This is a genomic window from Streptococcus sp. zg-86, assembly GCF_017639855.1.
Classification (GTDB): Bacteria; Bacillota; Bacilli; order Lactobacillales; family Streptococcaceae; genus Streptococcus; species Streptococcus zhangguiae.
Window position 1 is genome coordinate 102,553 of sequence record NZ_CP072115.1, and the last position, 21,608, is coordinate 124,160.

The 21,608-nt window shown below is 40.1% G+C and carries 29 protein-coding genes and 1 riboswitch; of the genes, 18 read left to right on the forward strand and 11 right to left on the reverse strand.

The window, feature by feature from the left end:
• Positions 1 to 42: 42 nt before the first annotated feature.
• The 10 genes from J5M87_RS09770 to J5M87_RS09775 form a co-directional block, all read right to left on the reverse strand.
• The gene (locus J5M87_RS09770; protein WP_230082343.1) at positions 43 to 564 is read right to left on the reverse strand and encodes a hypothetical protein; all 522 of its coding nucleotides are present in this window, start codon (positions 562 to 564) and stop codon (positions 43 to 45) included.
• A gap of 12 nt (positions 565 to 576) precedes the next feature.
• Positions 577 to 825, reverse strand: a complete 249-nt coding sequence (locus J5M87_RS00670; protein ID WP_154607855.1) for a hypothetical protein — start codon at positions 823 to 825, stop codon at positions 577 to 579.
• Between the two features lie 102 nt (positions 826 to 927).
• Positions 928 to 1,725, reverse strand: a complete 798-nt coding sequence (locus J5M87_RS00675; RefSeq protein WP_154607854.1) for a DnaD domain-containing protein — start codon at positions 1,723 to 1,725, stop codon at positions 928 to 930.
• Positions 1,726 to 1,878: 153 nt separating this feature from the next.
• The gene (locus J5M87_RS00680; protein ID WP_154607853.1) at positions 1,879 to 2,160 is read right to left on the reverse strand and encodes a MerR family transcriptional regulator; all 282 of its coding nucleotides are present in this window, start codon (positions 2,158 to 2,160) and stop codon (positions 1,879 to 1,881) included.
• 1 nt (position 2,161) lies between these two features.
• Positions 2,162 to 2,497: a DNA-binding protein gene (locus J5M87_RS00685; protein ID WP_154607852.1), complete on the reverse strand. Its 336-nt coding sequence runs from the start codon at positions 2,495 to 2,497 to the stop codon at positions 2,162 to 2,164.
• Positions 2,498 to 2,506: 9 nt separating this feature from the next.
• Positions 2,507 to 2,701: a hypothetical protein gene (locus tag J5M87_RS00690; protein ID WP_154607851.1), complete on the reverse strand. Its 195-nt coding sequence runs from the start codon at positions 2,699 to 2,701 to the stop codon at positions 2,507 to 2,509.
• Positions 2,695 to 2,850 carry a hypothetical protein gene (locus J5M87_RS00695; RefSeq protein WP_154607850.1) on the reverse strand — a complete coding sequence of 52 codons (156 nt, stop codon included), beginning with the start codon at positions 2,848 to 2,850 and terminating at the stop codon, positions 2,695 to 2,697. The genes J5M87_RS00690 and J5M87_RS00695 overlap by 7 nt, the downstream gene beginning before the upstream one ends.
• Positions 2,847 to 3,170, reverse strand: a complete 324-nt coding sequence (locus tag J5M87_RS00700; RefSeq protein WP_154607849.1) for a hypothetical protein — start codon at positions 3,168 to 3,170, stop codon at positions 2,847 to 2,849. Before J5M87_RS00700 ends, J5M87_RS00695 begins: the two co-directional genes overlap by 4 nt.
• Positions 3,171 to 3,389: 219 nt before the next feature.
• Positions 3,390 to 4,019, reverse strand: coding sequence for a Rha family transcriptional regulator (locus J5M87_RS00705; RefSeq protein WP_154607848.1), 630 nt, complete (start codon positions 4,017 to 4,019; stop codon positions 3,390 to 3,392).
• A 17-nt stretch (positions 4,020 to 4,036) separates the two neighbouring features.
• On the reverse strand, positions 4,037 to 4,165 hold the full coding sequence (locus J5M87_RS09775) for a helix-turn-helix domain-containing protein (RefSeq protein ID WP_348271964.1): 129 nt from the start codon (positions 4,163 to 4,165) through the stop codon (positions 4,037 to 4,039).
• Between the two features lie 237 nt (positions 4,166 to 4,402).
• On the opposite strand from J5M87_RS09775, the gene J5M87_RS00715 reads away from it, so the two are divergent.
• The 9 genes from J5M87_RS00715 to J5M87_RS00755 all read left to right on the forward strand — a co-directional run bounded on the left by J5M87_RS00715 (position 4,403) and on the right by J5M87_RS00755 (position 13,545).
• Positions 4,403 to 5,062 (forward strand): helix-turn-helix domain-containing protein, encoded by a 660-nt coding sequence (locus J5M87_RS00715; RefSeq protein WP_154607847.1) that lies wholly within the window; start codon positions 4,403 to 4,405, stop codon positions 5,060 to 5,062.
• 249 nt (positions 5,063 to 5,311) lie between these two features.
• A complete protein-coding gene (gene dinD, locus J5M87_RS00720; RefSeq protein ID WP_154607846.1) occupies positions 5,312 to 6,166 on the forward strand; it encodes a DNA damage-inducible protein D in 855 nt (284 codons plus the stop codon).
• Between the two features lie 176 nt (positions 6,167 to 6,342).
• Positions 6,343 to 7,491, forward strand: coding sequence for a tyrosine-type recombinase/integrase (locus J5M87_RS00725; RefSeq protein ID WP_154607845.1), 1,149 nt, complete (start codon positions 6,343 to 6,345; stop codon positions 7,489 to 7,491).
• Between the two features lie 99 nt (positions 7,492 to 7,590).
• A complete protein-coding gene (locus tag J5M87_RS00730; RefSeq protein WP_154607844.1) occupies positions 7,591 to 8,544 on the forward strand; it encodes a class I SAM-dependent methyltransferase in 954 nt (317 codons plus the stop codon).
• 49 nt (positions 8,545 to 8,593) lie between these two features.
• Positions 8,594 to 9,784, forward strand: coding sequence for an acetate kinase (locus J5M87_RS00735; protein ID WP_154607843.1), 1,191 nt, complete (start codon positions 8,594 to 8,596; stop codon positions 9,782 to 9,784).
• A 275-nt stretch (positions 9,785 to 10,059) separates the two neighbouring features.
• The gene (locus tag J5M87_RS00740) at positions 10,060 to 10,920 is read left to right on the forward strand and encodes a pyridoxamine kinase (protein WP_154607842.1); all 861 of its coding nucleotides are present in this window, start codon (positions 10,060 to 10,062) and stop codon (positions 10,918 to 10,920) included.
• Positions 10,917 to 11,444, forward strand: coding sequence for an ECF transporter S component (locus J5M87_RS00745; protein ID WP_154607841.1), 528 nt, complete (start codon positions 10,917 to 10,919; stop codon positions 11,442 to 11,444). The genes J5M87_RS00740 and J5M87_RS00745 overlap by 4 nt, the downstream gene beginning before the upstream one ends.
• 99 nt (positions 11,445 to 11,543) lie before the next feature.
• Positions 11,544 to 11,633, forward strand: a riboswitch (THF riboswitch).
• A 40-nt stretch (positions 11,634 to 11,673) separates the two neighbouring features.
• Complete coding sequence (locus tag J5M87_RS00750; protein ID WP_154607840.1) at positions 11,674 to 12,228, forward strand: folate family ECF transporter S component; 555 nt, start codon at positions 11,674 to 11,676, stop codon at positions 12,226 to 12,228.
• Between the two features lie 60 nt (positions 12,229 to 12,288).
• The gene (locus J5M87_RS00755; protein WP_154607839.1) at positions 12,289 to 13,545 is read left to right on the forward strand and encodes a bifunctional folylpolyglutamate synthase/dihydrofolate synthase; all 1,257 of its coding nucleotides are present in this window, start codon (positions 12,289 to 12,291) and stop codon (positions 13,543 to 13,545) included.
• A 534-nt stretch (positions 13,546 to 14,079) separates the two neighbouring features.
• On the opposite strand, the gene pepA is transcribed toward J5M87_RS00755, so the two are convergent.
• Complete coding sequence (gene pepA, locus J5M87_RS00760) at positions 14,080 to 15,153, reverse strand: glutamyl aminopeptidase (RefSeq protein WP_154607838.1); 1,074 nt, start codon at positions 15,151 to 15,153, stop codon at positions 14,080 to 14,082.
• Between the two features lie 51 nt (positions 15,154 to 15,204).
• Between pepA and J5M87_RS00765 the strand changes: the two genes are divergently transcribed.
• The 9 genes from J5M87_RS00765 to rpsG all read left to right on the forward strand — a co-directional run bounded on the left by J5M87_RS00765 (position 15,205) and on the right by rpsG (position 21,563).
• On the forward strand, positions 15,205 to 15,489 hold the full coding sequence (locus tag J5M87_RS00765) for a DUF4651 domain-containing protein (protein WP_154607837.1): 285 nt from the start codon (positions 15,205 to 15,207) through the stop codon (positions 15,487 to 15,489).
• The gene (locus tag J5M87_RS00770; protein ID WP_154607836.1) at positions 15,486 to 15,806 is read left to right on the forward strand and encodes a thioredoxin family protein; all 321 of its coding nucleotides are present in this window, start codon (positions 15,486 to 15,488) and stop codon (positions 15,804 to 15,806) included. The genes J5M87_RS00765 and J5M87_RS00770 overlap by 4 nt, the downstream gene beginning before the upstream one ends.
• Positions 15,807 to 15,809: 3 nt before the next feature.
• Positions 15,810 to 16,442, forward strand: coding sequence for a YtpR family tRNA-binding protein (gene ytpR / locus J5M87_RS00775; RefSeq protein WP_154607835.1), 633 nt, complete (start codon positions 15,810 to 15,812; stop codon positions 16,440 to 16,442).
• Between the two features lie 64 nt (positions 16,443 to 16,506).
• Positions 16,507 to 16,902, forward strand: a complete 396-nt coding sequence (locus J5M87_RS00780; RefSeq protein WP_154607834.1) for a single-stranded DNA-binding protein — start codon at positions 16,507 to 16,509, stop codon at positions 16,900 to 16,902.
• A gap of 165 nt (positions 16,903 to 17,067) precedes the next feature.
• The gene (groES, locus tag J5M87_RS00785; protein ID WP_154607833.1) at positions 17,068 to 17,352 is read left to right on the forward strand and encodes a co-chaperone GroES; all 285 of its coding nucleotides are present in this window, start codon (positions 17,068 to 17,070) and stop codon (positions 17,350 to 17,352) included.
• A gap of 16 nt (positions 17,353 to 17,368) precedes the next feature.
• Positions 17,369 to 18,991, forward strand: coding sequence for a chaperonin GroEL (gene groL, locus J5M87_RS00790; protein WP_154607832.1), 1,623 nt, complete (start codon positions 17,369 to 17,371; stop codon positions 18,989 to 18,991).
• Positions 18,992 to 19,410: 419 nt separating this feature from the next.
• On the forward strand, positions 19,411 to 20,460 hold the full coding sequence (locus J5M87_RS00795) for an LLM class flavin-dependent oxidoreductase (protein ID WP_154607831.1): 1,050 nt from the start codon (positions 19,411 to 19,413) through the stop codon (positions 20,458 to 20,460).
• A 200-nt stretch (positions 20,461 to 20,660) separates the two neighbouring features.
• Complete coding sequence (gene rpsL, locus J5M87_RS00800) at positions 20,661 to 21,074, forward strand: 30S ribosomal protein S12 (protein WP_018379166.1); 414 nt, start codon at positions 20,661 to 20,663, stop codon at positions 21,072 to 21,074.
• 18 nt (positions 21,075 to 21,092) lie between these two features.
• Positions 21,093 to 21,563: a 30S ribosomal protein S7 gene (gene rpsG, locus J5M87_RS00805; protein ID WP_067087676.1), complete on the forward strand. Its 471-nt coding sequence runs from the start codon at positions 21,093 to 21,095 to the stop codon at positions 21,561 to 21,563.
• Positions 21,564 to 21,608: the final 45 nt, after the last annotated feature.

Here is a 21,608-nt window from a genome sequence, read left to right on the forward strand (position 1 = left end):
TTATAGCAAAAAAGAAGAAGCGCGTGCCTCCTCTCGTTTATGTTAGGTATAATCATGTAAACCCTTATACTCTTTGTTTGTGTCAAGCTCTTTCAGCAGTTCTAATGTTCCCTTGTCCAACAAAGACAACGTACCATGTGCCGTCACGTCGTCCATCGGGATAGGTTCATCAGCTAGCAAGCGTTCGGCGTAGTCCAGTAGCTCCAGTTCATAGTTAGCGATTAGGTCGGCTAATGCGTCATGGCTTTTTTCTTTGAGTTGTTTAACACGCGCATTGATGTAGCGTGCTTCAATGTCATTATCTGCTTCTTGGCTCTCTGTTTCTTTTGGTTGATACAGCAGTTCCCCCTTGTCAAGCATGTAGGGGATTGATTCCAAACAATTCCAGACGGCAAACGAAAGCCCCTCAAACCGTTCACGGTCTGCCTGCGGTAACTTGTCTCGATAGTCCTGTACCATTTCCGCTAGCTCGATTGTTTCATCTAGCCATTTCTTGAACTCTGTTAGTGTCATGGGCTGTCCTTGTTCTTCCTGTTGCTGTAAGTTGATAATATTGTCTGTCATGTTTTATACTCCTTATTTGTTTTTCTTGTATGTATTTGCAATTCTCTCTAGGCTCTCAGTCAAATCCCTATCCGCTTCATACTCTGCCACCAGTCGCCAACCTGCATCTAGTTTGGTCAGCGTGATTTCTACATCTGGCTGGGGATATAACCCAATGATGTAGCCCTGTATACCTAGTTTGATATTGTCGATTGTGTCAAAACGTGTAGCGCCTGTTTGGTAGTGGTATTTATTCATCAAAACGTGGTTAAATGTTGGCATATATGTCTCCTTTCTCTGTAATGCTCCAAATTAGCCCCTATAGTCTCGCTCACGGCGTTTTATGGATAGAGATAGCAAATTATACCGCCTGCCCTAAAAACTCTAAAATTCAGCCCCCTCGTCGGGTTGCAAATTTTGAAACCAATCTCTATCCCTCTGCATGCTCCCTTTAGCTGTATAGTTTCGTTTATTCGCTTCAATCTGCTCAACAGTTCGTAAGCCTTGACCTTGCCAATTTTCTAGTATTCTCCTTGTATATCTGATAGACTTACCAGCATTCAGGATAGTTTCATTCAGTGCATGGAGTAGTAGCGCTTCTCCGTGAGTTTGTAACAAGTCTTCAACTTCTTGAATAATCGTTCCAGATATAGCCATTTCTCCAAATGCTTCTTTTAATTTTTCAAAGATTGGATTTTCAACAGCGCCTACTTCTAGTTGTTGACTTATATTATATTTACTTATATTATATTGACTTATATTCTGCTGTCCCTTGTCTGTCCCGTGACCGTCCCATGGTTGCCCTGTCTTTTCAGGAGGTTTTTTAGACCTATCTGTACGCTGTTTCGGTTCTACTAGTTCAATCTCTGGGAGCTTATTTCTTAACAAATCAATATAGACAGAATTGACCTTTCTATCAGCTCTTACTTTGTTCTGTTCATGAAAATCAATTACGAAATAAACCATTTCATCATTCAAGGGTGTGATGAAATGGTTGATAACTAGCAACCCAACATTATCTTCACTTGCTCCAATCATTCTAACAATCGGAAAGGCCTCTACAACTCCGTCATCGTCTGTATTCTGGACAAGGTGAAAATAGAGGGCTTGTGCTTCTAGTGGCAGTCTTAAAAATCGCTGTGTCTGTGTTACTGTTTTGCTTATCATTCTTCTGTTTCCCATTCTGTTACCTTTTTCATTTAACTTTCTGTTTTACTGCCTCAATTAACTGCGCGTGCTCGCTTTTTGGGACTCTATCGCTGATATAGACAATATCTAGACTAGGTGAGTAGTGAGCCTTCCCTTGCCAATACGTGCCGTCTATAATAAAGATTTTCATGCTGTGTCAACCCCCAAAAATATCAAGACATCAGTGATTTTATAGAATACCTTGCGCGTGTCCTCTAGGGGCGGTTGGTATCGTTTCAAGCCTGCACGTTCCCAACGTTGCAAGGTTTTCCATTTTACCCCTAGTTCGTCCTGCACCTCTTGGGCTGTTATCAATCCCAATATTTTAGACTTTGGCTTGTTGTAGTATTCCAGAAAGGCGCTGAATGCTTTTAGGTTCTGTTCTAGTAGCTTCTGTTCATAGCCTGTACTAAAAATACCGCCATTCATGTTAACCTCCTTTCAAATACTTGTCCTGTTCATTCAGATTGCCGTACTTAATCACCTCAAGCCGTTTATGTTCCTCTGTGACCTGCTTATCAAGTTCAATCATACCTTGGAAGCGTTCCGCGTCATTAGTTGGGAAGTAGTAGCCTGCTGAGTTCCCTCTAACATTGCCGATAGGGATTTTATAGCGAACGGTTAGCCGTTGCACAATCTCCCGTATTGCTCGTTCACTTAATCCAGTTATTCGCTGTATTTCTCTATTTGTAATTGGTCGCTCGCTCCCTCTTGGGATAAGCTCCAGCACGCGCCTATAATTGCTTGGAAACGTGTTTTCAGTCATTCGTACCTCCTAATTGTAATATCGCCCTTGGGCTTGAATATAAGCCCCGTAGTTCGCATTTTGTAGCTTTCTAGTGTCTTTCTTTTTAGGCTCTACATCAATATGAAAATGCCCCAAATCACGCCATAAAAAGATGTTCAGGATTGCTAGAATAATCACCAAGATTAGCTTCTGTTCCATTGGCAGGTTAAGTTCATCTAGCATGCAATACCTCTATCTTTCAAATCTGATATAACTTCTTTTTTCTCATCGTCAGAAAGTCTTTCATCCACAAGAATTACACCTATTTCATGTATATAAAATCCTTTCAATGTTGACCCTTGAAAATCCGCTTCAAAAATATGATTCATCATGCGCCAACCCTCGCTTTCAAAAATTCTTCTTTCTCCCCTGTGTCTTTATCTGCACAAGGCAGGCAGTTAATCGCTCTGAAAATAATATCGGCTACGGCTCTATATCCCAAGTCTCGCCATGCTTCCTCAAAGGTATTAGCCCATTTTTTATTGCGGTTGTGATATTGTATTTGGACATTAGAAGTTATCACATCAGCCTTATACTCTCCAAACAGTTCCGAAAAAAAGATTTTTGCATTTCTGCTATCTTCATGGCGCTGTCTCATGTTTTCGATTTCTTGCTCGGTGTACTTGGTCTTGTCAATTGTAAATATTGTCATTCTGTTTCCTCAATTTATTTTTTCTAGCTCCCCTTTGGGCTTTATGCGGTTCTTACTATCCAATCTTTTTTTTTTGCGGTAGCATATTCATTTATTCTGTGGTATAATCAAATTACTAAAATCCCTTTAATAATGGCTTGCCTGCCTGTTAATGTATTTTAGTTAAGTTTTCTAAAAGGCTAGTAAGTTTGGTCGCTCTCTAAGCCTTTTTTGTTGTTTTCACGCGCCTGTGGTGCGTTTTCTTTTTGGCCTGAATACCATTGCCTTAATGTCCTGATAGCCCATGCCTAGGTTGATCATAGCGATTGCCATGTCTTCTAGTGCCTGATATTGGACTAGCTCGGTACTGGTTAGGCTGTCAATGCCGTTATGTCCGCCACGTTCAGCCACTAGCTGGCGTTTGTTCATTCCGCTAGCACCTTTCAGCAGTAGATTATTAACCGTTGAATGCGCGTGCTTTGGCGCTTGTTCCCAGCTCTCAATCGCTTCATGTAATTCTTTGCGCTTCGGTTGCTCTAGTGCGCGCTGTAGCTTGAAATTGGCTAACTCGTCCCGCATTTCAAAGAATGCTTTGACTAGGTTTGTTTTGAAAGCTCGGACTGGCTCTGTATTCTTTAGGTAAGTGATAAGTAGTGTTGCCTGTTGCTCATTCAGACGATAGATTTTCTGCGGTCGTCCTCGTCCGCTTAATTTACGGATTTCAAATCCGATAATTCCATACGCTTCAAAATCTTGTTGGTGATTTCTAATAAGGCTTTGTACGGTATCGTGCTTTATATCTGCACATTCTGCGACAATCTCGCTTGTTGTATACGGCTCTTTTCGTCCGTCCATGTATACTAGTTCCATTGGCTGCCTGCTCCTTTCTATTCTTCCGGTGAAAACTCAATCAAATCAGACAAACAAACTTTTAAAGCACTACAAAGCTTGATAAGAGTAGAAAGCTTTACATCAGTTTTGTTATTTGCTAGGTTTGAAATAGTAGATTCAGCTATACCTGTTTCTTTGGAAACTTTACTAGCTTTAGTCTTTTTTTAGCGAAAATAATTAGCAAATTATTTTTTAGCATAGTCACTCCTTATTATTTTTTATTAACTAACTATTATAGCGTAATAGCTAATTTAAATAAATAATAACACTATGTTGGTCATGTTGTCAACACTTAATTTATTATTTTATATTTTACTTTTATTAGCGTATACGCTATAATAAAATAAAAGAGAGGTTTAATTATGTTAATAAATAGATTGGCCATATTATTAGCTGAGAGGTCGATGAGTGGTGTACGTTTAGCAAGTGATACAGGAATTGCACAATCAACAATTTCTAAAATTACTTCAAATAAGTCAAAACAAGTTGACTACGAAACTGTGAACAAAATCTGTAATATTTTAGGGGTTACATCGGATGATTTTTTTGACTATTCTCCAATAGATTATGAAATAAAATATTTTAGAGACGAAGATAGCGAAGATACATTTATTTTTATAAAAATACTAGATAGAGATAGGCCTGTTGCTACCCTAGAGTACAAAGTAGATTTTGAGTTTCATGTAAATACTAACAAGCCCGATAATCTTGTTGATATTGAGGAAATTAAGCGTAACTATCAGCAAGTAGAGATTGTGACCGTAAGAGCTACCTTAAAAAAACAAAACAAAGAAACTTACGATAAATTCACTGAATTACCTAGTAATTTCCAGAATATTTTTACCAACGATTTACTTCAAGTGGTCGGTAAAAACATAAAAGAGTACATAACACAAGAATTTAAAGATGAATTTATTTTTGCAAAAAACTCTTCAGGGCATGTTGAGCAGCTTTTAAACGAAAATATTCAAATTCTAGTTAGCTCAAAAATAGATGATTGCAAATATGAACTGCCTTTTTAAATTCGTCACGCGCTACTGTTTGAAAAAAGTTAGTATTTGTTAGCATTCACGGGAGTTGAAAAAAAGTCACGTTTGGTCACTAGTAAAAACCTAACATTTTTGGTACTTAAAAAACTCAACAAAACTCAACAGGTATATTTTGGCAGACTGGAAAATGCTACGGATTGCCACGGGTAAACGGTCACCCGTTGCGCGTGATTTCTTAAAGTTCGGCAAGTCCATTTGCAAAAAATAATAGAGAGGTAACCTATGAACGAACTACAACAATATGACGAATTGACGTTCGAAAATATCAAGCACATAGATGAAAATGGTGTAGAGTTTTGGTATGCTCGTGAACTACAAACTATTCTAGAATACACCGAATGGCGAAATTTTAACCAGGTTATCGACAAGGCAAAAATAGCTTGTGAAAACTCTGGAAAGAGCGTGGTTGCCAATTTTGTTGACGTCAACAAAACTGTACAGCTTAATTTTGGGGCGCGTGAAATTGCAGATATAAAACTCTCTCGCTATGCCTGCTATTTAATTGTTCAAAATGGTGACCCTCGGAAAGAGGTCATAGCTTTGGGGCAGTCATATTTTGCAATCAAGACCAGACAGCAAGAACTGGCTGATAATTTCAATAAACTTGACGAAGATCATAAACGTTTGGCAATCCGCCAAGAGATGAAAGAACATAATAAGTCCCTAGCTGAGGCAGCTAAAATGTCTGGTGTAACAAACTATGGTAAGTTTCAAAATTTTGGATATCGTGGTCTTTATGGTGGAATGACTAAAAAGGACATACACGATAAGAAAGAATTAGAACCCGGGGAAAATATTTTAGATTATATGGGAAGTGCTGAGTTGGCAGCCAATCTATTTCGTGCAACTCAGACCGATGAAGTTTTGAGAAATAGACAAATTCACGATGAAACTTTAGCAAACGATACTCACTTCAATGTAGGGCGAACTATCAGGGAAACTATGCAAGAGTTGGGAACAACTATGCCTGAAGACCTCCCTACTCCCCGTGAAAGTATACAAGATTTGAAAAAGAAGCAGAAACAACTAGACAAACAACCGAACGAAAACCAGCTTTCGCTTTTTGATGATATGTAAAACAAGCATTCAAAAACTCCATATTCACACTTCAACCTTTACCCACATAAAAAATACCACCCAACACAAAACAAACGAAAATAGGGGCGTTCTCGTAACGCTCAGCATGATATAAACCGATTAAACCTAAAATCTTTTTAATAATGGCTTGCCTGCTGATGGAAAGGTTTATCATCATGAAAATAACAGAAGTAAAAAAGAAAAACGGTAGTACCGTCTACCGTGCTAATATCTATCTAGGTATTGACCAGATAACAGGTAAGAAAATCAAGACCAGTATAACAGGGAGGACAAAAAAAGAAGTTAGTAGGAAAGTAAAACATGCGCAACAGGATTTTGCAAACACGGGGGCAACTCGCTTCACTATTCAAACGGATATAAAAACGATAAACGACTTGGCAGAAGCTTGGTTAGAAAATTACCAAAATACGGTAAAACCCCAAACATTGAGGGGGACAAAGATACTCATAAAAAATCACATTCTACCAACATTAGGACAAATGCCCCTAGATAGGTTTTCAACACCAGTAGCCCAAAAGTTTATCAATGACTTGGCTAGGTGTTTTAATCAATTTGACAAGGTGCGTTCAGTCCTTTCACGAATGTTTCAGTATGCTGTTGTATTACAAACTATACAACATAACCCAGTGAGAGATACCATGTTACCTAGGAAGAATAAACCAAGGACTAAAAAAGTGAAGTATATCCAGCCTGAGGACTTAAAAAAATTCTTGGCTTATGTTGATGGGGTTGGTCAAAAGGATTTCGCAAGATTTAATTATACTGTCGCTTTTAAGTTGCTACTTGCTACGGGTATGCGCATAGGAGAGTTGTCAGCTCTTGAGTGGTCTGATATAAACTTAAAGGATAACACTATCAAAATTAATAAAACCTACTTACAAGAAATCAAGGCAGTAGGAGAGACCAAGACAAAAGCAGGGGAACGCATTATCAGTGTAGATAAAGCGACCGCCCTCATGTTGAAACAGTATAAAAACCGCCAACGATTGAAATTCTTAGAAATTGGGGCGCGTGCTCCCGTTAGGGTGTTTCAAACACCTACAAGACAATACTTATTACGAAATAACTTTCAACAAGTACTAGATCTTGATTGCAAAAATGCGGGTATTCCTAGATTTACTTTCCACGCTTTCCGCCATACTCACGCTAGTTTATTGCTAAATGCTGGTATCAGTTATAAAGAACTCCAACACCGATTAGGGCACTCAAATATTTCAATGACGTTAGACACCTATTCACATCTTTCAAAGGACAAGGAAAAAGAAGCTGTAATCTACTTTGAAAAGGCCATCAATAATTTGTAGGGTGAACAAAAAGGTGAACAAATTAAAAAAAGAGTAAAATGTAAAAACCTGAAAACCCTTGTGTATCAAGGGATTACACCACTTAGAAAGTGATTTTATATGAATTTTGAGAAGATTGAACAGGCTTATGACCTGCTATTAGAAAATGTCCAGACGATTCAAAACCTTCTAGGAACAAATATTTATGACGCCTTGATTGAACAGAACGCTGCCTATTTAACAGGTAGTCATGCAAATGAAAGGGTATCTCGTAATATCAATGCTTTGAAGCAGTTACAATTAACAACTGAGGAATGGCGACGGACATATCAGTTTCTTTTTATCAAAGCTAACCAGACCGAACCGATGCAATATAATCACCAATTTACACCGGATAGCATTGGTTTTATCCTAACGTTTTTATTAGAGCAATTTATTGCAGAAAAACAAGTGACGGTTCTGGAAATTGGATCAGGAACAGGTAATCTAGCGCAGACCATTTTAAATCATAGCCAAAAAGAGATTGACTATCTTGGCATTGAGGTGGATGACTTGCTGATTGACCTGTCTGCTAGCATTGCGGATGTGATAGGAAGTAGTCTTCATTTTGCTCAGGGTGATGCTGTTCGTCCGCAGATTTTGAAGGAGAGTCAGGCCATTATTAGCGACTTGCCGATTGGCTATTATCCGGATGATCGAATTGCTCAGCGGTATCAAGTAGCTAGCTCTGAAGAGCATACCTATGCGCATCATTTATTGATGGAACAATCCTTGAAATACTTGCAACAAGGAGGTTATGCCTTTTTACTAGCTCCTAGTGATTTGTTAACGAGTCCTCAAAGTGACTTATTAAAAAGATGGTTACAAGAGCATGCGAGTGTTGTAGCAGTGATTGCTCTACCAGTAACTATATTTGGTACTCAGTCTATGGCAAAGACTATTTTTGTCTTGCAAAAACAGACCAGTCAGCCGGTCGAAACCTTTGTTTATCCGCTAACGAATCTTCAAAGTGCAGAGGTATTGCAGGCTTTTACAGAGAATTTCAAAAAATGGAAACAAGATAATGCAATTTAAGTGAAAATTTGATATACTAGTTAGGAAAACGCTTAAAAGGGGAATTCTTATGTCAAAAACAATTGCGATTAACGCGGGTAGTTCTAGTCTGAAATGGCAATTATATCAAATGCCAGAAGAAACAGTATTGGCGAAAGGTTTGATTGAACGGATTGGGTTGAAAGATTCTATTTCAACTGTTAAATTCAATGGTCAAGCTGCTAGTCAAACGCTAGATATTGCTGACCATGTACAGGCTGTGAAAATCTTATTAGATGATTTGTTGGAACATCGCATTATTGAAGATTTTTCAGAAATCACAGGTGTTGGTCACCGCGTGGTAGCTGGTGGTGAATTTTTCAAAGATTCAGTTTTGATTGATGATGAAGCACTTGCTAAAATCGAGGAATTATCAGCACTAGCACCGCTTCATAACCCAGCAAATGCTGCTGGTATCCGTGCTTTTAAAAATATCCTTCCAGATATTACAAGTGTGGCTGTTTTTGACACAGCATTCCATACAACGATGCCAGATGTTGCTTATCGTTACCCAATTGCAACGAAATATTATGAAGAACATCAAGTTCGTAAATACGGTGCTCATGGAACATCTCACTATTATGTTTCACGAGAGGCTGCAAAAGTATTAAATAAGCCAATCGAAGACTTAAAACTCATTACAGCTCATATTGGAAATGGTATTTCAATTACTGCTGTTGACGGCGGGAAATCAGTTGATACGTCAATGGGCTTCACTCCGTTAGCTGGACCGATGATGGGAACACGTTCTGGAGATATTGACCCTGCGATTATCCCTTACCTGATTGAGAATGTTGCAGAATTAAAAGATGCAGCAGACGTTGTTAATGCATTGAACAAACAATCTGGTCTTTTAGGGATTGCAGAGGTATCAAGCGACATGCGTGAGATAGAAGCAGGTCGTGCAGACGGCGATGCAAAATGTGCCCTTGCTTTTGATATGTTCATTAATAGACTGCAAAAATTTATTGCTCAATATTTTGCTGTACTCAATGGAGCGGATGCGTTGGTATTTACAGCTGGTATCGGTGAAAACTCTGTAACAGTACGCAATGCAATTGTGAAAGGTATGTCTTGGTTTGGGATGGAATTGGATCCTGAAAAGAATGTTTTCGGAGCAGAAGGTGATATCTCAACGGCTGATTCGAAGGTCAAAGTCTTGGTCATCCCTACTGATGAAGAACTTGTGATTGCACGTGATGTAGAACGCTTGAAAAAATAAGAATTGCAAATAAGTAAGACGGATAGCCAGTAGTTGGCTATCCGTCTTTGTGTACTATAGTGAATTGAATGAGGGTTAGGACATCATTAAGTCGCTTTGATGACCGCCAGTTCTATTTGCAGCTCCTTGCCTTGTCCTATTCCTTTCTATATTGTTAGAAGAAAACAGAATCTGTACCGGGACAGTTTTTTGTTTTTGCTCTTGTAAGTGAGGAATGTTTTTCCTACAATAGGGTTATTCAAGCTTAGAGAGGATAGCAGTAGGGAGGTGGATAGATGAATCAACAAACAAAGTCGGTCATCGTTGCAAATGATATTGTTGGTTTGGGAAAGGTTGCCTTATCGACAGGATTACCTATCTTGTCTGCTTGCCAAATTGAGGTGATTCCGTTGCCAACCGTTTTATTATCTTCACATACAGGAGGATTTGACAATATTGGTATGACCCCTCTGGGGAGCGCGATGAATGGTTTTTTAGAGCAATGGGAGACTATCAATTTCCCAATAGACGGGATAATGACCGGTTATTTGGGGGCGCAAGAGCAGCTGGATTTGGTATCTACATTTGCTGCTCGTAGGCAGATTCCGCGCTTTATTGATCCTATTATGGCAGATAATGGACGGCTGTATACTGGATATACAACAGAATTTGTTTCGTCTATGCGTCACTTTTGTAGGGGAGCAGATGTGATTACTCCGAATATTACCGAAGCATGTTTATTGGCTGACTTTCCTTATTTGGGAGGAAGATATGGGAAAGCCGACATTGAAAGATTATTGGTTGCATTAAATAAGTTAGAAGTTAGACAGATTATTGTAACAGGCGTTTCGTTTGACAAAGAAAGCATTGGAGTAGCCTATTTTAATCGTGAAACGGAAAAGATTTCCTACCATATGTCAAAAGCCTATCCTCATCGCTTTTTTGGAACGGGGGACTTATTAACTGCGGTTATAGGTGCGGGTTATTTCCATGGTTTGGCAATGGAGAAGATCATAGAAGTTGCTCTTAACTTTTTAGATAAAATCTTACAACATACGCTAGCCTTGAAGCGTGATGTGAAATTTGGCTTGTGCTATGAGCCCTATTTATCATATTTGATTCAACAAGTAGAGAACGTAAAGGAGGAATGCAGATGAATCGTCTGACAACGCGTCAACTCGTCGAACTGAGTCTTTATGCTGCCCTAATCTTGATTACTGTACAATTTTTACGGATTCCCTTAGGGTCTCAGTTTGTTCATTTAGGTAATGCTCTCGTAGTGATAGCTGTTTTGTTATATGGTTCGAAAATTGGAGCGCTAGTAGCTACGATTGGCTTGGGGTTATTTGATATGTTAAATGGCTATGCAGCAGTAGCTTGGGTGACAATATTGGAATCTCTTATTGTTTGCTTCGTACTTCATTTAGTATTTGAAAAAATCATGCACTCAAATGATGCCACACATCATATTATCCTTGTTGGCGTTGTTGCAGCGATGACAAAAATCGTTAGTAATTTGGTCAAATATACACTGATAAATAGTGTGATAGGGGGTCTTCAGCTACAAGTAGCTATAGGAGGAGCTGTTGTTAAAATTAGTGGAACAATTGGAACAGCCTTGGTAACCGTTGTTGCGGTTCCACTCCTGTATCCTATTTTAAAACGAATCATTCGTCTGTAAAAACAGGTGTAATAACGCTTACAAAAATAATAATTTTACTAGAAAATATTCTAGTAAAAATGTTATGGATATGGTAGAATGAAGGGGCAAAGTAATTTGCGCAGAGTAGGTGGTTTGCGTTAAGTGTGTATGGATGGGATGTCGCCATACAACGAAGCGAAAGCGCGGTAAACCATTGCATCCGCTGTCGAGAATAACGACAGCTCTAATGTTAAAAAGGAGCTTCCTTATGGAAAAGAAAATACCGAAATTATCGGTGCAGTTACTTGCTGCCATTGCAGTTGTATCAGCCTTGGGAATTATTGTAGAAAATGTCTTTTCTATTCGTTTTTCCAATACTTTGCAACTCCAGTTTACATTTTTGACCAATACAATTCTAGGGGCGATTGCAGGACCTATTTGGTCAGCTCTTGTGGCACTGATTATTGATCCGATTGCCGTCTTAATGAGTGGACAAACCTTTATTTTAGGTTTTACGGTGATTGAAGTAGTATCTGGATTTTTATATGGTCTCTTTTTCTACCGCAAGAAATTGAATATAGCAGAGAAAAAAGACTGGCTTTATGTAGCTATGGTTGTCTGTCTCATTTTACTGGTAACCTCTTTTGTGATGACACCGGTTGTGCTACATTATCATTTTAAAACACCATGGATTGTCCTATATAGCTCACGTGTGACAAAGGCTGTTGTTGAGATTCCTATGCGTATTGTGGTAACGATGCTGATTATGCCGCAGTTGCAACGGATTCCAGAGATTCGTAAACTAATGGGATTACCAAGATAAGAAAAAGTAGGCAACAATTCATCCCATTGTTGCTTATTTTTATAGAAAGAAAGGAAAGCAATGAATTATCAAGAAGCGCTTGTTTGGTTGCTATCTCAGCCAAAGGTTGAACTAAAAAATGGTGTGGAACGTGTCAAGTGGTTACTCGGACAATTGGGGCATCCAGAGCAAAAGACTCCAGCAGTTCATTTTGTAGGAACAAATGGCAAAGGTTCTACCTTAAATGCCTTACAATCCATTCTGATTGCAGCTGGTTATCGGGTAGGGCGCTTTACCTCGCCATCCATTTTGGATTACCGCGAGCAATTGGTTTCCCAAGAGAAGATGATTTCTGAAGATGACTTTGCGCAGATTGTATCAGACTTACTACCGCTTGCTAGGCGCTTACCAAATGAAACAGTATTTGGTGAAGCCTCGGAGTTTGAACTGTTGGTTGTTGTTTTTTTCATTTATATAGCTAACTATCAGCCGGTAGATATTGTGTTAGTTGAAGCGGGAATGGGCGGACTTTTAGATGCGACCAATGTCTTGAGGCCACTAGCGGTCGTTTGTCCTTCCATAGGCTTGGATCATCAGAGCTTTCTAGGCGAAACGCATCAAGAAATTGCAGAGCAAAAAGTAGGAGTTCTGAAAGAGCGAGTTCCGTTAATCTATGCTAGTGACCGTTCAGATGTTTGCACGGTTTTTGAGGAAAGAGCGAGACAATTACAAGGTGTAACCTATGCCTTAGGAAGAGAGTTTCAAGTGAAGTCGTCTGCAACGGGCTTTGACTATCTTTCAGACAATTCGCAGTTGGAGAGTTTACACATCTGTATGCATGGTCAGCATCAATATGCTAATGCAGCTTTGGCAATTCAGACAGCAGAATTGTTACAAGCAAACTTTCCGAAAATAGATGAAACAGCTATTCGCCGAGGACTTTCAGAAGCGAGATGGCCAGGACGGATTGAATTTTTGCGCGACAATCTTGTGATAGATGGAGCGCATAACAATGAAGGTGTAGCTGCTTTGTGTCAGTTTCTACAAGAGCAGTATCCAACTCATGTGATTCATTTTTTATTTGCGGCAATCAATACGAAACCAGTTGATACCATGTTGAAACAATTAGAGAATATGGGAGATGTGACCGTAACAAGTTTTTCTGATGACAGGGCAGTGCCTTTTGAAGCGTATCCCAAGGATTATCCTAGGGTGCCTTCTTTTACAGAGTGGTTAGAGACAGTTGATCGTTCTGCTTCAAATAGTCTATACGTGATAACAGGGTCTCTTTACTTTATCAGTGGTGTGAGAAAGTACATCTTGGAGGAATGGGAATAGGACTGGTTATTCAATAAGTGTCTCAGTAGCCTTGTATAGTGAATTGAATAAAGGTTAGGACATCGTTAAGTCGCTTTGATGAACGCTAGTTTTATCTGTAGCTCCTTGCCTTGTCCTATTTCTTTCTCAATCCACCATAGCTCATCTTTCGTGTGGCGTTGATTAGATGATTTTTTTGGGGGGCTAAAAAACGAATATCATGGTCAATAATACTCACTAAACTTCAAGAATAGCTATCTCGTCTTATAACTATCTACTCATTAAGAAAATGGGGCGAACGAAGTGAGCCAAAGACGATGCATTCGAAATAGTGGGATGACTAGCAACAGTAAAGTAGTTGCTAGTCACGGCATTTTTGAGACTTTAGGCTCAAAAATAAGCAATTGAAACTCCAAGGGAGGTTGCTTGCGCCCGCACTATTTAAGAAAGCATCCCCAAATGCTAACTTTGATTTTAATTGAGTATAACTACTTTGTCGCTCTATTTTGTTAATTATAATAATAGAGGTAGGATTCAAATCCTACCTTGTTCATTTTAGTATTGTTTGATTAAATCAACTGTTGAACGGTCTAGCTTTTTCACGATAGTTTGTAGAAAGGCTTGAGCCTGTATGAAATCATCCATATTATAAAGAGTTTGATGTGAATGGATATACCGAGCGCAAACACCAATTGTAGTAGACGGAATACCGTGTAGTTGCTTATGGGCAGCTCCTGCATCCGTACCCCCTTTTGCGCAATAATATTGGAATTTAATACCGGCTTCTTCTGCGGTTGTGAGAAGGAAGTCCTTCATATTTTTGAGCATGATGTGACCTGGATCATAGAATCGCAAGAGGGTACCGTCACCAATTTTGCCCTGTTCTCCAAAAATATCACCTGCAGGGGAACAATCCACAGCGAGGAAGATGTCAGGGTTAAATTTGTTTGTAGATCCGTATGCACCACGTAAGCCAACTTCTTCTTGGACATTGGCGCCAGCAATCAAGTGATTTGGGAGAGTGACACCTGATAGGCTTTCGAGCAATTCTGTTACCATTAGCACCCCAAAACGATTATCCCAAGACTTGGAAATGATGTTTTGGCCATTTGCAGTTAAAATGGTCTCATTTTTCGGAACGAGAATGTCACCAGGACGTACGCCAAATGTTTCTGCTTCTTCTTTTGAACTAAATCCTGCATCGAAGATGATATCTTTTATAGCAGGAAGTCCAGCGCTACCATTCGTACCACGGGAAAGGTGGGGAGGCATAGATCCAGAAATAACAGGAATTTTTCGACCGTCTTGCAGGTGTAGTGTAAAGGCCTGGCTAGAGACGACAAGTGGATTCCAACCGCCAATTTCTACTGCTCGGAATGTTCCGTCTGCCTGGATATGACTAATCATAAAACCAACTTCATCCATGTGGGCAGCTACAAGAATACGGGGAGCGTTTTCTTCGGTTGTCTCCTTGATTCCGAAAATCCCTCCCAATCCATCTGTTTCAATACGATCAACGTGTGGGGTGATTTTCTGGCGCATGTGATTGCGAACTTCGTGTTCGAATCCAGCAATACCTTGTAATTCGGTAACTTCTTTGATTTTTTCAAATAAAATAGAATGTGACATAATGATCCTCCTGTCTATTATTTTATCACGAATTGTGGTAAAATGTTGGATATGAACAAGAAAAAAGCAGCCTTGCTAGCAGGTGTAGTTGGAGCGGGTATTCTCGCAGCTAGCACGCGATTTTCGATGACCATGTATGAAGAACGAAAAAAAGCGAAAGCTCTCCAGCAAGTGCGTACATTTTTTGCAGAATATGGAGAAATTGCAACTGTATTTATCAACGAGGTAGAATCAAATAAGCGCCGTTTAGTGGGTGGTGTTGTCATGGAAGATGAAACAGTCTATCTGTTTGAAAATGAAGCAGGTGTGATTTGGTATGAGGAGGAATTGATATGATTGTTCCAAAGAGTCTTGAGGAATTGGCTGGTCTTGTCGAGCAAGAAGGAAAACAAGTCTTGTTCTTTTCTGCCGATTGGTGTGGTGATTGTCGCTTTATTAAGCCGTTTTTACCAGAGATTGAGGCTGAAAATCCAGACTTTCAATTTGTCTTGGTGGACAGAGATGAGTATATAGAAGTAGCCCAGCAGTGGAATGTTTTTGGGATTCCCAGTTTAGTTGTTTTGGAAAATGGCAAGGAAATAGCCCGCTTTGTCAATCGAGACCGGAAAACCAAGCAGGAAATCAATGATTTTTTAGCGAATGTGAGAGGATAAGAAATGATTTTTACCTATAATAAAGAACATGTTGGTGATGTCTTAATGGTTATTGTGGCAGATAGTAAGAATGACCAAGTGGCTGTTGAACGTAAAGGAAATGTTGCGCGTGTCTTTCTGATAGACACTCAAGAAACTGTAGCGTGGAATATTTTTCAAGTCTCTAGCTTGTTGACAATTTCAGGCCGTGGTCAAGTTTTTTTAACGGATGAAGATGTAGCTGTTCTCAATCAAGAATTACAAAAAGAAGGCTTCGCAGAATCGTTGGTCAATGATAAGGAGTCCAAATTTGTCGTTGGTGAAATTGTGGAATTGGTTGCTCATCCAGATAGTGACCACTTGAATATCTGTCAAGTTAAAATAGGGGAAGAAAAAACAGTTCAAATTGTCGCAGGAGCGCCGAATGCTGCCCTTGGTTTGAAAACGATTGTTGCCTTGCCTGGTGCGATGATGCCAAATGGCAGTCTAATTTTCCCAGGAGAATTACGTGGTGCAAAAAGCTTTGGGATGATGTGTAGCCCACGTGAATTGCAACTTCCAAATGCCCCACAGAAACGTGGTGTAATTGAGCTAGATTCAAGTGAAGTAGCAGGAACGCCATTTGACCCTGCAAGACATTGGAAGGATAATAATTAAAAAAGTTGGCTTGAGCTAACTTTTTTTGCATCTTTTTTCGAATAGATAAGTAGGAGGATAAAAGATGTATAATAAAGTGATTATTATTGGCCGTTTAACGGCACAGCCAGAGCTACAACAAACTGCAAATGGAAAACATGTTACGCGAATAACAGTGGCAGTCAATCGAAGATTTAAGACAGAAGATGGAGAGCGCCCTGCAGATTTTATAACAGTTATTTTTTGGGGAAAATTGGCTGAAACCCTTGTTTCTTATGCGGGAAAAGGTAGCTTGATGTCAATAGATGGCGAACTCCGCACTCGTACATACGAGAAAAATGGTCAAACTCAATATGCGACAGAAGTTCTTGGACAATCCTTTCAATTACTAGAAAGTCGTGCTCAGCGTGCCATGCGTGAGAATGCTACTGGAGAAGATTTGGCGGATTTAGTCTTGGAAGAAGAGGAATTGCCTTTCTAATTCAACCGTATCTGTGAATGATTAGAAAGTCGGTCTATGGTCTGATTTCTGATAGGGCAAGGAAATTCTCTTGACTATTTTTGACCAAATGATATAATAAGAACAGAGATTAGCACTCGGGTATAAGGAGTGCTAAAAATAGAATGACATTCTTGGAGGTATGCTATGCTTAAGCCATTAAATGACCGAGTGGTCGTAAAACTAGAAGAGCAAGAAGAGCAAACAGTAGGTGGTTTTGTTCTTGCTGGACATGCACACGAAACGACAAAAACAGCAAAGGTACTCGCTGTTGGTGAGGGAATCCGTACCTTGACTGGGGAATTGGTATCACCGAGTGTAAAATCTGGCGATACCGTTTTACTTGAAAACCATGCAGGTATTGAAGTAAAACATGGTGATGAGAAGGTATTGCTCGTTCGAGAAGCAGACATTCTTGCAGTAGTAGAATAAGGACGGAGGAAAAGAAATGGCAAAGGAAATTAAATTTTCATCAGATGCACGTAGTAGTATGGTACGCGGGGTTGATATTTTAGCAGATACCGTAAAGGTGACCTTAGGTCCAAAAGGTCGTAATGTGGTACTTGAAAAAGCGTTTGGCTCACCTCTTATCACGAATGATGGGGTCACTATTGCGAAGGAAATCGAATTGGAAGACCACTTTGAAAATATGGGGGCAAAACTCGTTTCAGAAGTTGCTTCTAAAACCAATGATATTGCAGGTGATGGAACAACGACAGCAACTGTATTGACTCAGGCAATTGTCCGCGAAGGAATTAAAAATGTCACTGCGGGAGCTAACCCGATCGGTATTCGTCGTGGAATTGAAGCAGCAGTACGGGCAGCCGTAGAAGCTCTTAAAGCGAACTCTGTCCCAGTTGCAAATAAAGAAGCAATTGCTCAAGTTGCAGCTGTATCTTCTCGTAGTACAAAAGTTGGTGAATATATCAGCGAAGCGATGGAAAAAGTTGGCAAAGATGGTGTCATTACAATTGAAGAGTCCAAAGGGATGGAAACGGAACTAGATGTTGTAGAAGGTATGCAATTTGACCGTGGTTATTTGTCTCAATATATGGTGACAGATAATGAAAAAATGGTGGCAGACCTTGATAATCCTTATATCTTAATCACAGATAAAAAGATTTCAAACATTCAAGAAATCTTGCCACTATTAGAGAGTATTCTCCAAACGAGCCGCCCACTTTTGATTATTGCAGATGATGTAGACGGAGAAGCTCTTCCAACACTTGTTTTGAATAAGATTCGCGGAACTTTTAATGTTGTTGCAGTAAAAGCACCAGGGTTCGGAGACCGTCGTAAGGCTATGTTGGAAGATATTGCAATCTTGACAGGTGGCACAGTTATCACAGATGATTTGGGACTTGAATTAAAAGATGCAACCATTGAAGCGCTTGGTCAGGCTTCTAAAGTAACAGTTGATAAAGATACAACAGTCATTGTAGAGGGTGCAGGCGATGCAGCGGCGATTGCCAATCGTATCGGTGTGATTAAAGCGCAGATTGAAACAACCACATCTGAATTTGATCGTGAAAAATTACAAGAGCGCTTGGCGAAATTATCAGGTGGTGTGGCAGTTATTAAAGTGGGTGCTGCAACAGAGACGGAGTTGAAAGAAATGAAACTTCGTATCGAAGATGCTCTTAATGCAACTCGTGCAGCTGTTGAAGAAGGAATCGTTGCCGGCGGTGGAACAGCCTTTGTCAATGTGATGGATGCAGTTGCAGGCCTTGAGGTTGAAGGCGATGAAGCAACAGGTCGTAACATTGTTCTTCGTGCTTTGGAAGAGCCAGTTCGTCAAATTGCGCTCAATGCAGGCTTTGAAGGATCAATTGTAATTGACCGCTTGAAACATGCAGAAGCAGGGACAGGTTTTAATGCCGCGACAGGTGAGTGGGTCAACATGATTGAAGCGGGAATTATTGACCCAGTCAAAGTAACGCGTTCGGCTTTACAAAACGCTTCAAGTGTTGCAAGTCTCATTTTGACAACAGAAGCAGTTGTTGCAAACAAACCAGAACCGGCTGCTCCAGCTCCAGCAATGGATCCAAGTATGATGGGCGGTATGATGTAGTAAAGCTAAAAAAGAGACTAGGCAAAAAATCTCTGAACGAGCAAAAGACTTAAAATCATTCTCTTAACGGAGGATGATTTTAAGTCTTTTTGAATATCATTTTCAATGTTTGGCCTGCTAAAATCGCACGTTACCTAGCTCATCTTACATATGTTGATGTGTTTCTTTGTATAGTGAACTGAATAAAGGTTGGGACATCGTTCAGTCGCTTTGCTTCAATAGTCCAGTGGACTGTTGAAGGTTGGAAATAGGGATTATGGAGTAATCCTCAATTAACGCCAGTTCTATCTGTGGCTCCTTACCATGTCCGATTCCTTTCTTAGTCCACTATATTTCGAAAAGATGACCAGAAACAAATTATTTTTAACATTCACTAACTAGTGATAAAATGTTCTTAACAACAGAAAAGGAGACACAGGATGGTTGAATTAGGTATTTCTACATTTGGAGAGACAACTCCGCTTGAAAAGACAGGGCGAGCAGTCAGTCACGCTGAACGGATTCGGAACTTGGTGGAGGAGATTGAGCTAGCAGACCAGGTTGGACTGGATGTGTATGCCATTGGTGAGCACCACAGGGAGGATTTTGCGGTCTCGGCACCGGAGATTGTGCTGGCTGCGGGTGCGGTTAACACCAAGCATATTCGTTTGTCTAGTGCTGTGACGGTTTTGTCCTCAAACGACCCTGTTCGGGTCTATCAACAGTATGCGACGCTTGATGCCTTATCAAATGGCCGAGCAGAAATCATGGTAGGACGTGGTTCCTTTATCGAATCCTTTCCTTTATTTGGCTATGATTTGAAGGACTACGAAGATTTATTTGACGAAAAGTTAGAAATGCTTCTGGCCATCAAAAATGACATTCATCTGAAGTGGCAGGGACAACATACCCAAAGTGTGGAGAGTAGACCTGTTTATCCAAGAGCGGTGCAAGAAGATTTTCCCATCAAAATTGCAACAGGAGGCAGTCCTGAATCCACGCAGAAAATTGCAACTTTAGGATTGCCGATTGTCTACGCCATCATTGGTGGCAACCCTCGTTATTTTAAATCCTTAGTTGATATGTATCGGAAAATAGGCCGTTTGAAAGGGCATGACGAAGCCAAGATGACCGTTGGTGCGCATTCTTGGGGCTGGATTGCTGAGGACAAGGAACAGGCGGAGAAAGACTATTTCTATCCGACCAAGCAGTTAGTAGATGCGATTAGTAAGGACAGACCGTTCTGGAAAGAATTGACCTATGATGCTTACTTGAAGAGTATCGGTGAAGATGGTGCGCTGTTTGTTGGTGATCCTGATACGGTAGCAAATAAGATCATTCGAGTGGTAGAGGAATTAGGACTGGATAGTTTCATGTTACATCTTCCAGTAGGGTCTATGCCACATGAGGATACGTTAAAAGCTATTCGGCTTTATGGTGAACAAGTTGCACCAAGGGTTCGAGCCTATTTTGCCACTAAAGGAAAATAGCTGTTAAACAAGAAATGTTTCAGCAAAGATAGTTGACACAGGGCATCGTTTGTGTTATGATGATAGACGGTACTTTTTACTTTTGGTCTCTCAAAAGTGTACAGAGACGTGCTGACAAATAGTTGCAAAGTACACACAGATAGGGGCTGTCACCAAGTGCTCTATCAACCAAAAATAAAAAATTATACAGGAGAATGTAGATGCCTACAATTAACCAGTTGGTACGTAAACCACGTAAGTCTAAAGTAGAAAAATCTAAATCACCAGCTTTGAACGTTGGTTACAACAGCCGTAAAAAAGTTCAAACAAACGTTTCTTCACCACAAAAACGTGGTGTTGCGACTCGTGTCGGAACAATGACACCTAAAAAACCTAACTCAGCCCTTCGTAAATTCGCTCGTGTACGTTTGAGCAACTTGATTGAAGTAACTGCTTATATCCCAGGTATCGGACACAACTTGCAAGAGCACAGCGTGGTGCTTCTTCGTGGTGGACGTGTAAAAGACCTTCCAGGGGTACGTTACCATATCGTTCGTGGTGCACTTGATACTGCAGGTGTAACAGATCGTAAACAAGGCCGTTCTAAATACGGTACAAAACGTCCAAAAGGGTAAGAAAGGGGATATAGATAAATGAGTCGTAAAAACCAAGCGCCTAAGCGCGAAGTATTGCCAGATCCGCTTTACAATTCAAAATTAGTAACACGTTTGATCAACCGCGTTATGCTTGACGGAAAACGTGGTACAGCGGCTTCTATCGTATACGGTGCCTTTGATCAAATCAAAGAAGCTACTGGAAATGATGCACTTGAAGTATTTGAAACAGCGATGGAAAACATCATGCCTGTACTTGAAGTACGTGCACGCCGTGTCGGTGGATCTAACTACCAAGTCCCAGTTGAAGTTCGTCCAGAACGTCGTACAACTCTTGGACTTCGTTGGTTGGTAACTATTGCACGTAACCGTGGTGAACACACAATGGTTGACCGCCTTGCAAAAGAAATCATGGATGCAGCAAACAACACAGGTGCAGCCGTTAAGAAACGTGAAGATACACACCGTATGGCAGAAGCGAACCGCGCATTTGCACACTTCCGTTGGTAATCTAAGATGTGAGGACGTTAAGAAAGTTCAAGGAAAAATAGAAAA

Coding starts and splice junctions, on each gene's coding strand:
- J5M87_RS09770 (WP_230082343.1), bottom strand. CDS start 564: ATGACAGACAATATTATCAACTTACAGCAACAGGAAGAACAAGGACAG.
- J5M87_RS00670 (WP_154607855.1), bottom strand. CDS start 825: ATGCCAACATTTAACCACGTTTTGATGAATAAATACCACTACCAAACA.
- J5M87_RS00675 (WP_154607854.1), bottom strand. CDS start 1,725: ATGGGAAACAGAAGAATGATAAGCAAAACAGTAACACAGACACAGCGA.
- J5M87_RS00680 (WP_154607853.1), bottom strand. CDS start 2,160: ATGAATGGCGGTATTTTTAGTACAGGCTATGAACAGAAGCTACTAGAA.
- J5M87_RS00685 (WP_154607852.1), bottom strand. CDS start 2,497: ATGACTGAAAACACGTTTCCAAGCAATTATAGGCGCGTGCTGGAGCTT.
- J5M87_RS00690 (WP_154607851.1), bottom strand. CDS start 2,701: ATGCTAGATGAACTTAACCTGCCAATGGAACAGAAGCTAATCTTGGTG.
- J5M87_RS00695 (WP_154607850.1), bottom strand. CDS start 2,850: ATGATGAATCATATTTTTGAAGCGGATTTTCAAGGGTCAACATTGAAA.
- J5M87_RS00700 (WP_154607849.1), bottom strand. CDS start 3,170: ATGACAATATTTACAATTGACAAGACCAAGTACACCGAGCAAGAAATC.
- J5M87_RS00705 (WP_154607848.1), bottom strand. CDS start 4,019: ATGGAACTAGTATACATGGACGGACGAAAAGAGCCGTATACAACAAGC.
- J5M87_RS00715 (WP_154607847.1), top strand. CDS start 4,403: ATGTTAATAAATAGATTGGCCATATTATTAGCTGAGAGGTCGATGAGT.
- dinD (WP_154607846.1), top strand. CDS start 5,312: ATGAACGAACTACAACAATATGACGAATTGACGTTCGAAAATATCAAG.
- J5M87_RS00725 (WP_154607845.1), top strand. CDS start 6,343: ATGAAAATAACAGAAGTAAAAAAGAAAAACGGTAGTACCGTCTACCGT.
- J5M87_RS00730 (WP_154607844.1), top strand. CDS start 7,591: ATGAATTTTGAGAAGATTGAACAGGCTTATGACCTGCTATTAGAAAAT.
- J5M87_RS00735 (WP_154607843.1), top strand. CDS start 8,594: ATGTCAAAAACAATTGCGATTAACGCGGGTAGTTCTAGTCTGAAATGG.
- J5M87_RS00740 (WP_154607842.1), top strand. CDS start 10,060: ATGAATCAACAAACAAAGTCGGTCATCGTTGCAAATGATATTGTTGGT.
- J5M87_RS00745 (WP_154607841.1), top strand. CDS start 10,917: ATGAATCGTCTGACAACGCGTCAACTCGTCGAACTGAGTCTTTATGCT.
- J5M87_RS00750 (WP_154607840.1), top strand. CDS start 11,674: ATGGAAAAGAAAATACCGAAATTATCGGTGCAGTTACTTGCTGCCATT.
- J5M87_RS00755 (WP_154607839.1), top strand. CDS start 12,289: ATGAATTATCAAGAAGCGCTTGTTTGGTTGCTATCTCAGCCAAAGGTT.
- pepA (WP_154607838.1), bottom strand. CDS start 15,153: ATGTCACATTCTATTTTATTTGAAAAAATCAAAGAAGTTACCGAATTA.
- J5M87_RS00765 (WP_154607837.1), top strand. CDS start 15,205: ATGAACAAGAAAAAAGCAGCCTTGCTAGCAGGTGTAGTTGGAGCGGGT.
- J5M87_RS00770 (WP_154607836.1), top strand. CDS start 15,486: ATGATTGTTCCAAAGAGTCTTGAGGAATTGGCTGGTCTTGTCGAGCAA.
- ytpR (WP_154607835.1), top strand. CDS start 15,810: ATGATTTTTACCTATAATAAAGAACATGTTGGTGATGTCTTAATGGTT.
- J5M87_RS00780 (WP_154607834.1), top strand. CDS start 16,507: ATGTATAATAAAGTGATTATTATTGGCCGTTTAACGGCACAGCCAGAG.
- groES (WP_154607833.1), top strand. CDS start 17,068: ATGCTTAAGCCATTAAATGACCGAGTGGTCGTAAAACTAGAAGAGCAA.
- groL (WP_154607832.1), top strand. CDS start 17,369: ATGGCAAAGGAAATTAAATTTTCATCAGATGCACGTAGTAGTATGGTA.
- J5M87_RS00795 (WP_154607831.1), top strand. CDS start 19,411: ATGGTTGAATTAGGTATTTCTACATTTGGAGAGACAACTCCGCTTGAA.
- rpsL (WP_018379166.1), top strand. CDS start 20,661: ATGCCTACAATTAACCAGTTGGTACGTAAACCACGTAAGTCTAAAGTA.
- rpsG (WP_067087676.1), top strand. CDS start 21,093: ATGAGTCGTAAAAACCAAGCGCCTAAGCGCGAAGTATTGCCAGATCCG.